Annotated in this window: 9 protein-coding genes; 5 read left to right on the top strand and 4 right to left on the bottom strand. The window is 71.4% G+C overall.

Features of this window, described 5'->3' with window-relative positions:
- The 3 genes from AC3WRN_RS16585 to AC3WRN_RS16575 form a co-directional block, all read left to right on the top strand.
- The coding region (locus tag AC3WRN_RS16585; protein WP_492623813.1) for a uroporphyrinogen-III synthase at window positions 1-365 on the top strand (365 nt) is incomplete at its 5' end.
- Window positions 366-420: 55 nt separating this feature from the next.
- Window positions 421-1,548: a uroporphyrinogen-III C-methyltransferase gene (locus AC3WRN_RS16580; RefSeq protein WP_492623812.1), complete on the top strand. Its 1,128-nt coding sequence runs from the start codon at window positions 421-423 to the stop codon at window positions 1,546-1,548.
- Window positions 1,545-2,801, top strand: coding sequence for a heme biosynthesis protein HemY (locus AC3WRN_RS16575; RefSeq protein ID WP_492623811.1), 1,257 nt, complete (start codon window positions 1,545-1,547; stop codon window positions 2,799-2,801). Before AC3WRN_RS16580 ends, AC3WRN_RS16575 begins: the two co-directional genes overlap by 4 nt.
- Window positions 2,802-2,806: 5 nt before the next feature.
- Here AC3WRN_RS16575 and uvrD read toward each other — a convergent pair whose 3' ends face one another.
- The 3 genes from uvrD to polA all read right to left on the bottom strand — a co-directional run bounded on the left by uvrD (window position 2,807) and on the right by polA (window position 8,374).
- Window positions 2,807-5,011: a DNA helicase II gene (gene uvrD / locus AC3WRN_RS16570; RefSeq protein ID WP_492623810.1), complete on the bottom strand. Its 2,205-nt coding sequence runs from the start codon at window positions 5,009-5,011 to the stop codon at window positions 2,807-2,809.
- 70 nt (window positions 5,012-5,081) lie between these two features.
- Window positions 5,082-5,303: a hypothetical protein gene (locus tag AC3WRN_RS16565; protein WP_068092147.1), complete on the bottom strand. Its 222-nt coding sequence runs from the start codon at window positions 5,301-5,303 to the stop codon at window positions 5,082-5,084.
- Window positions 5,304-5,623: 320 nt separating this feature from the next.
- Window positions 5,624-8,374: a DNA polymerase I gene (gene polA / locus AC3WRN_RS16560; protein WP_492623809.1), complete on the bottom strand. Its 2,751-nt coding sequence runs from the start codon at window positions 8,372-8,374 to the stop codon at window positions 5,624-5,626.
- Window positions 8,375-8,606: 232 nt separating this feature from the next.
- Between polA and AC3WRN_RS16555 the strand changes: the two genes are divergently transcribed.
- Window positions 8,607-9,107 (top strand): DUF2782 domain-containing protein, encoded by a 501-nt coding sequence (locus AC3WRN_RS16555; RefSeq protein WP_492623808.1) that lies wholly within the window; start codon window positions 8,607-8,609, stop codon window positions 9,105-9,107.
- A 63-nt stretch (window positions 9,108-9,170) separates the two neighbouring features.
- Entirely contained in the window at window positions 9,171-9,602 is a 432-nt protein-coding gene (locus tag AC3WRN_RS16550; RefSeq protein WP_492623807.1) for an EamA family transporter, read from the top strand.
- Between the two features lie 6 nt (window positions 9,603-9,608).
- Here the strand turns inward: AC3WRN_RS16550 and AC3WRN_RS16545 are convergent, their stop codons facing one another.
- Complete coding sequence (locus AC3WRN_RS16545; protein WP_492623806.1) at window positions 9,609-10,319, bottom strand: glutathione S-transferase; 711 nt, start codon at window positions 10,317-10,319, stop codon at window positions 9,609-9,611.
- Window positions 10,320-10,449: the final 130 nt, after the last annotated feature.

Below are 10,449 nucleotides of genomic sequence, written 5' to 3'. Positions count from 1 at the left end.
GGGTCGCGCTGGTCGGCGCGCCCGGCGGCCGCGGCGTGCTGCGCGAACAGCTCGCCGCGCGCGGTGCGCGGCTGCGCGAGCTGCACGTGTACCGGCGGGTGCCGCCGCGGCTGGATCGCCGCCACGTCGACGCGTTGTCGCGGCTGCGGCCTTCGGCGCGGGTGCTGCTGTCCAGCGCCGAGGCGTTGCACAACCTGCAGCAGTTGCTGCCGCCGCCGGCGTGGGTACGGTTGTGCGCGGCGACCGCGGTGGCCAGCAGCGCACGGCTGGCCGCGGCGGCCCGCGCGGCGGGCTTCGCGCGCATCGTGCCGGCCGCCTCGGCGCTCTCGGCCGATCTGCTCGACGCGGCGGCCCGCGCGGCCTGAGTCCTTCACGCGGGCTTGCTACGAACGCGGCCGTATGGGCTGTTAGCATGCATGCATGAGCAGCCCAGACAAGCCGAACGAGTCCGTCGCGCCCGGGGGCGCCCGTCCCGACCGCGTGCCGGTCGATCCGTCCTTGCGCGCCTCGCGCCCGCTGCCGGCCGCCCGCGGCGGCGGCAGCCTGGCGCTGGCGGTACTGCTGGCGCTGGTCGCGGTGGGCGCATCCGGCTATGTCGGCTGGCGCCAGTGGCAGCTGGAGCAGGGCAGCGCCGGCGACAGCCGGCAGGTGGCCGGTCTGCAGCAGCGCGTGGGCACGCTGGAAACCGCGCTGGCCGCGCTCGGTGGCCAGCGCGACAGCCTGAACCAGCGCCTCGACGACGCGGCCCAGGTCAACCGTTCGCTGCGCGAGGAACTGCTCGGCCAGGCCGAGCGCACGCGCCACCTCGAGGACGCGGTGGCCAAGCTGGCCGAGAAGAGCCTGTCCGGCCGCGACGGCATGCTGCTGGACGAAACCGAATCGCTGCTGCGCATGGCCGGCGCACGCTACACGCTGTTCCACGACGCGCAGGGCGCCGCCGCCGCGTACGCGCTGGCCGACCAGGCCCTGGCCGCCGTCAACGACGGCGCGTTCAGCGGCCTGCGCCAGAGCGTCAACGCCGAGCGCGAGGCGCTGGCGAAGAGCCAGCCGGCCAGCCAGGCCAGCGCGCTGCAGCAGCTGGAGGCGCTGCGCGGCGACCTGGCCAGTCTGCCGCTGAAGCCGCTCGACGGCGGATCGGCGCCGGCCACCGACGCCTGGTCGCGCATCCGCCGCGCGCTGGCCGGCGTGGTCAGCGTGCAGCGCGACGACGGCGCGCCGCTGGCGGTGGCCGACGCGCGCTTCGCGCGCGAGCTGGCCGCGCTCGACCTGGCCCAGGCCCAGGCCGCGTTGCTGGCCTACGACAGCAAGGGCTATGCGGCCGCGCTGCAGCGGGTGGATGCCGCGCTGGCCAGCCAGTTCGATCCCGGTGCGCCGGCGGTGCAGCAGGCGCGCGACGCCGTGAAGCGGCTCACCGGGCAACTGCCGGTGGCCGCGCCGGTGCAGCTCGGCGCCGCGCTGGTCGAACTGCGCAACCTGCGTGCCGTGCATGCACTGGTGCCCGCGCCTGCCGGCAGCACGGCCGCACCGGCCCGCGGAGCGCGGCCATGAGGCTGTGGTACGGCATCGGGCTGCTGGTGGTCGCCGCCGCGCTGGCCGCGTTCGGCTGGCACTGGGTGGTGGCCGATCCCGGCTACGTGCTGCTGCGCCTGCGTGGCTGGCGGGTGGAAACCACGGTGGTGGCGGCGGTGGTCATCCTGCTGCTGGCGTGGGTGCTGCTCACGCTGCTGTGGCGGCTGGCGCGCTGGCCGTTCGGCGCATTCTCGCGGCGCCATCGCCGGCTCAGCCAGCAGCGCCTGGGCGAGGGTCTGCTGGCCTTGGCCGAAGGCCGCCACGGCGACGCCGAGCGCGACCTCAACCGCGCCTCGCGCCTGGGCAGCCTGCACGGCCCGGCCCTGCTGGCGGCGGCCGAGGCGGCCTCGCGCCGCGGCGAGCATGGCCGCGCGCTGGAGGCGCTGGACCAGGCCGCGCAATCCGCACCGCAGGCGGCCCGCGTGCTGCGCGCCCGCGTGCTGCGCCGCGAAGGCAAGCCGGCCGAGGCGCTGGCGCTGCTGGCGCCGGAGTCCGACAAGGGCACGCTGACCCCGGGCGGCTGGCGCGAACTGGCGCGGGCGGCGCTGGCGACCGGCGACCTGCGGCGCGCCCGCGAAGCCCTGGCACCGTTGCAGAAGAGTGGCGCGCTGGGCAACCGTGCCTATGCCGCGCTGGAGGCCCGGGTGCTGGCCGCCACCATCCAGGCCGCGCCGGACGGCGCCAGCCTCAACACGCTGTGGTCACAGCTGCCGAAGACGCAGCGTCGGGTGCCCGCGGTGATCGATGCCTACGCCCGCCGCGCCGCCGCGTTCGGGCTGACCCTGCCGGCGATGGACGAAGTGGAATCCGCGCTGCGCCGCGAGTGGTCGCCGCTGCTGGTGGAAACCTACGGCACGCTGGCCGGCGATGACATCGAGGCGCGCCTGCGCCGTGCCGAAGGCTGGCTCGACGCGCACCCGAACGACGCGAACCTGCTGCTCACGCTCGGCCGCATGTGCGTGCGGCTGGAACTGTGGGGCAAGGCGCAGCAATACCTGCAGCGCTCGCTGGCGCTGGCGCCCGGCGCCGGCGCGTGGGAAGCGCTCGGCGACGCGTTCGCCGGCCAGGGCGATGCGCAACAGGCGCAGCGCTGCTATCGCAACGCGCTGGCGTTCGCTCGCGGCGACGCGGTCGTCGCGCTGGCATCGGCGGCCAACCCGCTGCAGCCCGACACGCGCCCGATCGCGCTGGAAGAACGCGACGTGCATGGCGTACCGCGCCTGCGCGAATAGGTTGTCTACAGCGCCGTCAGGTTCGCGTATGCCGCCACCAGCCACTTGCTGCCGGCGCCTTCGAAGTTCACCTGCAGCCGGGTGTGCGCGCCGCTGCCTTCGGCGCTGATCACCACGCCTTCGCCGAAGCTGGGGTGGCTGACGCGCTGGCCGAGTTTCACCGGCAGCGATTCCCCCAGCGACGGTGCGACCTCGTGCGACCGGCCAGCGTACAGCGGGCGGGTGACCTGCATGCGCGGGCGCACCTCGTCGACCAGCGCGGCAGGGATTTCGGCGAGGAAGCGCGACGGCCGCGCCAGCATCTCGGTGCCGTGCATGCGGCGCGATTCGGCGTAGCTCACCACCAGCCGCGCGCGCGCGCGGGTGATGCCCACGTAGGCGAGCCGGCGCTCCTCCTCCAGCCGGCCCTCGTCCTCCACCGAACGCTGGCTGGGGAACAGGCCTTCCTCCATGCCGACCAGGAACACCAGCGGAAACTCCAGGCCCTTGGCGGAGTGCAGCGTCATCAGTTGCACGCAGTCGTCCCATGCCTCGCCCTGGCCCTCGCCGGCCTCCAGCGCGGCGTGCGAGAGGAAGGCGGCCAACTCGTCGAGGCCGGCGTCGACGTCCTCGGGCGTGCGCTCGAAGCGGCTGGCCACGTTGACCAGCTCGTCGAGGTTCTCCACCCGCGACTCCGCATTGCCGCGGCCGTCCTTCTCGTAGAAATCGCGCAGGCCGGTGTGGGTGATGGCGTGGTCGATCTGCTCGGCGAGGGTGAGCGCGTGCTTTTCGCCATGGGGCGTGGATGGCCGGAAGGCGTGGGCCATCGCATCGATCATGCCGAGGAACGCCTTCACCGCGTTCTTCGCGCGGCCGGCCAGCTCGCTGCCGCCGCCCAGTTCCGACAGCGCGGCTTCCCACATCGAGGTGTTCTCGCCGCGCGCGCGGCGGCGCAGCACGTCCAGCGTGCGGTCGCCGATGCCGCGCGGCGGGGTGTTCACCGCGCGCTCGAACGCGGCGTCGTCGTGGCGGTTGGCGGTGAGGCGCAGGTAGGCCAGCGCATCCTTGACCTCGGCGCGCTCGAAGAAGCGCTGGCCGCCGTAGACGCGGTAGCCGATGCTGCGCTGGGCCAGCTGCTCCTCGAAGTTGCGCGACTGCGCGTTGGAGCGGTACAGGATGGCGCAGTCCTTCGCGCTGCCGTGCTCGGCGATGTATTCGCGGATGCGCTCGACCACGAAGCGCGCCTCGTCCTGTTCGTTGTAGGCGGCGTACAGCGCGATGCGCTCGCCCTCCTCGCCGGCGGTCCACAGCTGCTTGCCGAGGCGGCTGCCGTTGCGCTGGATCACGCTGTTGGCCGCCTTGAGGATGGTCGAGGTGGAGCGGTAGTTCTGTTCCAGCTTGATCGTGCGCGCGCCGGGGAAGTCCTTGAGGAATTGCTGCATGTTCTCCACCCGGGCGCCGCGCCAGCCGTAGATCGACTGGTCGTCGTCGCCCACCGCGAACACCTTGCCGGTGGCGCCGGCGAGTACGCGAATCCAGGCGTACTGCAGCGTATTGGTGTCCTGGAACTCGTCGATCAGCAAGTGCCGCCAGCGCTGCTGGTAATGCTCCAGCACGGCCGGCTGCTTCAGCCACAGCTCGTGCGCACGCAGCAGCAGTTCGGCGAAATCGACCAGGCCGGCGCGACGGCAGGCGTCCTCGTAGGCCTGGTAGATGCGCACGAAGGTGTGCGTGACCGGATGATCGCGGTGCTCGATGGCGTCGGGGCGCTTGCCCTCGTCCTTCCAGCCGTTGATGGTCCAGGCGGCCTGGCGCGGCGGGAACTTCGCCTCGTCCAGCCCCAGCCCGGCGACCACCCGCTTCACCAGCCGCTGCTGGTCGTCGGCGTCGAGGATCTGGAAGCCTTCCGGCAGCCCGGCCTCGCGCCAGTGCCGCCGCAGCAGGCGGTGCGCGATGCCGTGGAAGGTGCCCACGGTGAGGCCCTGGGTACCGCCGGGGATCAGGTTTTCCAGCCGTGCGCGCATCTCGCCCGCCGCCTTGTTGGTGAAGGTGACGGCGAGGATCGCCCACGGCGGCACGTGTTCCACCTGGGTCAGCCAGCCGATGCGGTGGGTGAGCACGCGGGTCTTGCCGGAGCCGGCGCCGGCGAGGACGAGGTAGTGGCCTGGCGGAGCGCAGACGGCTTCGCGCTGCGCGTCGTTGAGCGGGTCGATCAGGTACGAGACATCCATCGCACCCATTGTAATGGCCGCAAACACAAACCGCCGCGATGGCGCGGCGGCTTGCGCTTGCGGCAGGCGCTCAGCGCTTCCTGCTGGCGATGCCGCCGACCACCAGCAGGCCGCCGACCACGATGCCGGCGATGCCGAGCCACGCCGGCACGGTCTTGGTGTGGGTGGCTTCGATCTTCGCCGAGCCGAGCTGGGCCAGGGTTTCGGTCTGCTGGTAGCTGGCCTTGCCGATGGTGATCCAGATGCCGGCGACCAGCAGGATGATGCCGGCGATGAAAAGTCCTGCGCGCATGGAAGCTCCTTCGGTGGTGACGGGCCGAGTATGCCGGGTGGGCATGCATGCAGTGTACAGGCGGCGTGCGGGGCAAAAAAAAGCCCCGGAGGCTAGGGGGAGCCTCCGGGGCGGGGGCAGGCAGGAAAACCCAGGGGAGAGGTTTCATGCCTGTGGCGGGCCCAGGGAGGTGGGCGCGCCAGGATGCCGTTGCGTGCATCCGATACATTGGAGTGCGTTTGGCGGGAAAAAGTTGCAGCGCCCCGAAAAAAATTCAGAAACGATTCATTCTGATGAAATATTAACCGCGGTGACCGTGATCCTCGGCCGCGTGGCGACGCTCAATGCGCCTCGTCCCAGTTCGCGCCCACCCCCACGTCGACCAGCAGCGGCACCGTCAGTTCCGCCGCGCCGGACATCCGCTCGACCACCGCGGCGCGTACGGCATCGACCGCGTCGGCGCGCACCTCGAATACGAGTTCGTCGTGCACCTGCATCAGCATGTGGGCGTCGTCGCGCTCGCGCAGCCAGGCCGCCACGGCGATCATCGCGCGCTTGATGATGTCCGCCGCGCTGCCCTGCATCGGCGCGTTCACTGCGGCGCGCTCGGCGCCCTGGCGCAGGCCCTGGTTGCGCGCGGTGAGGTTCTCCAGATACAGGCGGCGGCCGAAGATCGTCTCCACGTAGCCGTCGCGATGGGCGCGTTCGCGGGTCGCTTCCATGAACGCGTGCACGCCTGGGTAGCGGGCGAAGTAGCGCGCCATGTAGTCGCCGGCTTCGCCGCGGTCCACGCCGAGCTGGCGCGCCAGGCCGAATGCGCTCATGCCGTACATCAGGCCGAAGTTGATCGCCTTGGCGGCGCGGCGCTGGTTGGCGCTGACTTCCTCGGGCTTCAGGCCGAACACCTCGGCGGCGGTGGCGCGGTGCACGTCGCCGCCCTCGCGGAACGCCTTGAGCAGGCCCTCGTCGCCGGACAGGTGCGCCATGATGCGCAGCTCGATCTGCGAGTAGTCCGCCGCCATCACCCGCCAGCCCGGCGGGGCGATGAAGGCCTGGCGGATGCGCCGGCCTTCCTCGGTGCGCACCGGGATGTTCTGCAGGTTCGGGTCGGACGAGGAGATCCGCCCGGTCGCCACCGAGCCCTGGTGGTAGCTGGTGTGCACGCGGCCGGTGCGCGGGTTGACGATGGCGGACAGCTTGTCGGTGTAGGTGGAGCGCAGCTTGGCCAGGCCGCGGTAGTCGAGGATCAGCCGCGGCAACTCGTGGGCATCGGCGATCGCCTCCAGCGCCTCCTCGTTGGTGGATGGCTGGCCGGTCGGCGTCTTCATCCTCGCCTCGAGGCCCAGTTCGTCGAACAGCACGGCCTGCAATTGCTTCGGCGAATCGAGGTTGAACTCGTGCCCCGCCAGCGCGTACGACTGCTGCTGCAGCTCCAGCATGCGCTTGCCCAGCTGCTGGCTTTGCCGGCGCAGCTCGTCGCCGTCGATCAGCACGCCGCGGCGTTCCATTGCGGCCAGCACCGGCACCAGCGGGATCTCGATCTCCTCGTACACGCGCCGCAACGCGGGCACGCTCTCCAGCTTCGGCCACAGCGCGCGGTGCAGGCGCAGGGTGACGTCGGCATCCTCGGCGGCGTAGCGGCAGGCGGTGTCCAGGTCCACCTGCGAGAACGAGATCTGCTTCGCCCCCTTGCCGGCGACCTCCTCGTATTTCACCGTGTCGTAGCCGAGGTACTTCTTCGCCAGCGAGTCCATGTCGTGGCGCGTGGCGGTGGCGTTCCACACGTAGGACTCCAGCATCGAGTCGTGCCTGAGTCCCTGCACGGCGATACCGTAGTGCGACAGGATGTTGATGTCGTACTTCGCGTGCTGGCCCAGCTTGGGCCGCGCCGGATCCTCGAAGATGGGCTTCAGCGCGCGCAGCACGGCGTCGCGCCCGAGCTGCGGCGGCGCGCCGGGATAGTCGTGGCCGAGCGGGATGTAGCAGGCCTTGCCGGGTTCCACCGCGAGGCTGAGGCCCACGATATCCGCGCGCATCGCATCGATGCTGGTGGTTTCGGTGTCGAACGCGATCAGCTCGGCGCCACGCAGCTTTTCCAGCCAGGCGTCGAACTGCGCCTGCGTGGTGACCAGCTCATATTCGCCGGGGCCGGAAAATTCCGTCTGTAGGAGCGCACCCTGTGCGCGATGGCTCTGATGTTGTTCGGAGCGGAGAGCATCGCGCACAGGGTGCGCTCCTACAGATTCCGCCGCGGCATCCAGCTCCTTCAACGCCGCCTTGAACTCGTATCGCGTATACAGCTCGCGCAGCAGCGCGGTGTCGGCCTCGCGCCGGGTCAGCTCGGTGGGGCCGAATTCCAGCGGCACGTCGGTCTTGATCGTCGCCAGCTCACGCGACAGCGGCAGCTGCGGCAGCGTGGCGCGCAGGCTCTCGCCGATCTTGCCGCCGATCCTGTCGGCGTTGGCGATCACGCCGTCCAGCGTGGCGTAGTCGGCCAGCCACTTGGCGGCGGTCTTCGGGCCGCACTTGGGCACGCCGGGGATGTTGTCGATGGCGTCGCCGGTGAGGGCGAGGAAGTCGATGATCTGCTCCGGCTGCACGCCGAATTTCTCCATCACGCCGGCGCGGTCCAGCACCGTGTTGCTCATGGTGTTGACCAGGGTGACGTGCGAGCCGACCAGCTGGGCCATGTCCTTGTCGCTGGTGGATACCTCCACCTCGATGCCCAGCGCCTGCGCCTGCAGCGCCAGGGTGCCGATCACGTCGTCGGCCTCGACCCCGTCCACGCGCAGGATCGGGAAGCCCAGCGCGCCCACGATCGCCAGCATCGGCTCGACCTGCGTGCGCAGTTCGTCGGGCATCGGCGGGCGGTTCGCCTTGTAGTGCTCGTACAGCGCGTCGCGGAAGGTGGGGCCGGGTGCGTCGCTGACGAAGGCCAGGTAGTCGGGGTTCGCCTTCAGGGTGGCGCGCAGCATGTTGACCACGCCGAACAGCGCGCCGGTGGGCTCGCCGCGGGCGTTGCTCAACGGCGGCAATGCGTGGAACGCGCGGTACAGGTAGGACGAGCCGTCGATCAGGATGAGTTTGGGCATGGGGCGGGCTGACCTGTGCGAAGCAGGCCGCGCCGGGAGCTGCTGGCCGGCGGGACAAGAAAGAATGGGGGGAGTGTATGTCGATATGCGGCCGAATGATGATGCAGGGCAACCCGGCCTGCTGCGTGTGGACAACGCGTGCGGCATTCTCGCATGCACGACGGAAGGCCGCGCTTCACGAATGGCGGCGGTGGCCGCTGCTATGCTCTGCTGCCCCAACGAGGTCGCCGCCATGAAAAACGCCGCCCTGCTGGTTGCCGCCAGCTTCCTGTTCGCCACGCACGCGCTGGCGCAGTCCGCCGCCCCGGCGAACGTGCCGCCGCCGCCGGGGCTGAACGACCCGGGCGTGAAGGCGGTGGCGCCGGCGGCCCCGGCTTCCGCGCGGACGACGGGCAAATCGCTGAAGCTGAAGCCGCAGTCCCTGCCGTCGATGCGCGACGAGGGCGGCGCGCGGGCGGCGCCCCGCGACCGGTCGCCGCCGCAGGTGCGGATCCGCCAGGAGGGCGACAACAGCATCCAGGAATACAGCCGCAACGGCCGCGTCTACATGGTGGTAGTGACGCCGAAGAACGGCATCCAGCAGACCTACCTGGTCGATCCGCAGGGCCGGCTGGTCGACGAGCACGGCATGAAGCCGGTCGGGCCGGTGATGTACAAGGTGCTGGAATGGGGCAAGAGCCGGCCGCCGGCCACCGAGTCGAGCGCGCCCGCCGCTGAGGACGGCGGCCACTGAACCACCTCGCCGGCGCGGGCGTGCCGGCGGAGCCGAAGCGGTATCCGGACGGAGGGCGACGCGATGCAACTGCGTGAAAGCTGGTTGCTGTTTGCGCTGGGTTCGGCGCTGTTCGCCGCGCTGACCGCGTTGTTCGGCAAGCTCGGCGTGGCCGGCATCAATTCCAACCTGGCCACCTTCATCCGCACCGTGGTGATCCTGTTCGTCACCGCCGGCATCCTCAGCCTGCGCCAGGAGTGGGCCAGGCCAAGCGGGCTGCCGCTGCACAGCTGGCTGTTCCTGGTGCTGTCGGGCATCGCCACCGGCCTGTCGTGGCTGTGCTACTACCGCGCGCTGCAACTGGGCCCGGTCAGCAAGGTGGCGCCGATCGACAAGCTCAGCGTGGCGATCGCGATCGTGCTGGCGCTGGTGTTCCTGGGCGAGAAGCCGAGCCTGCCGCTGCTGGTCGGCGGCGGCCTGATCGTGGCCGGCGCGGTGGTGATCGCGCTGGCCTGAGCCGCCCTACGCGGGGTCGTCCAGCTCCGGGTAGTGGCGGAAGATGCCGCTCTCGTTGAACGGCAGCCGCCGCGGCGACGCCAGGTAGGCGGCGAGGCGAGGCCGCTGCGCCACCCGCAGCTTCAGCGCCTGCAGCAGCGGCAGGCCGCTGCCGAGGCGGCGCATCGCGCGCGGAAACGCGTACTCCAGCCCGCTCATCAGCTGGAACAGCGAGAAGTCGACATACGAGTGTTCGTGCAGCGCATGGTGGCCGCCGCCGCGCTCCAGCACCTGTTCGAAGTAGTCCAGGTACCTGGGCAGCCGCGTCCCGCGCAGGTCGGCGGCGCGGCGGCGCGCCTCGCTGCGCTGGTCCTCGTAGTACAGGCTGCTGGCGATCGGGTGGTGGGAGTCGTGCACCTCGGCGACCAGGTCGGCGATGGTCAGCTGCAGCTGGTGCGCGTACAGTCGCCGGCCCTCGCCCTCCGGCACCAGGCCGAGCAGCGGAGCCAGGTATTGCAGGATGTTCGCGGTCTGCGCGATCAGCAGCCGGCCGGCCTTGAGGAACGGCGGCGCGAACGGCAGCGCGCCCTCGTGCACGCCGTCGAGGTAGCGCACGAGGGCGTCGTCGCCCTGCTCGCGGGCCACGTCGACGTAGCTGGCGCCGGCATCCTCCAGCGCCAGCCGCACGAATTCGCCGCGACCCTGGATGCCGGCCCAGTAGTAGAGCTCGTAGCGCATGACCGTTTCCCCGGACTCGCCGCCGATCCTGGCACGCGCGACTTCTACGGGGCGTGGGGGGGGGGGGGGGGGGGGGGGGGGGGGGGGGGGGGGGGGGGGGGGGGGGGGGGGGGGGGGGGGGGGGGGGGGG

The organism is Rhodanobacter sp. FW101-FHT13A11, assembly GCF_058790335.1.
The sequence above is the reverse complement of the archived record's forward strand: the minus strand, read 5'-3'. Positions and strand labels throughout refer to the sequence as shown.

Coding starts and splice junctions, on each gene's coding strand:
- AC3WRN_RS16550 (WP_492623807.1), top strand. CDS start 9,171: ATGCAACTGCGTGAAAGCTGGTTGCTGTTTGCGCTGGGTTCGGCGCTG.
- AC3WRN_RS16580 (WP_492623812.1), top strand. CDS start 421: ATGAGCAGCCCAGACAAGCCGAACGAGTCCGTCGCGCCCGGGGGCGCC.
- polA (WP_492623809.1), bottom strand. CDS start 8,374: ATGCCCAAACTCATCCTGATCGACGGCTCGTCCTACCTGTACCGCGCG.
- AC3WRN_RS16545 (WP_492623806.1), bottom strand. CDS start 10,319: ATGCGCTACGAGCTCTACTACTGGGCCGGCATCCAGGGTCGCGGCGAA.
- AC3WRN_RS16555 (WP_492623808.1), top strand. CDS start 8,607: ATGAAAAACGCCGCCCTGCTGGTTGCCGCCAGCTTCCTGTTCGCCACG.
- AC3WRN_RS16575 (WP_492623811.1), top strand. CDS start 1,545: ATGAGGCTGTGGTACGGCATCGGGCTGCTGGTGGTCGCCGCCGCGCTG.
- AC3WRN_RS16565 (WP_068092147.1), bottom strand. CDS start 5,303: ATGCGCGCAGGACTTTTCATCGCCGGCATCATCCTGCTGGTCGCCGGC.
- uvrD (WP_492623810.1), bottom strand. CDS start 5,011: ATGGATGTCTCGTACCTGATCGACCCGCTCAACGACGCGCAGCGCGAA.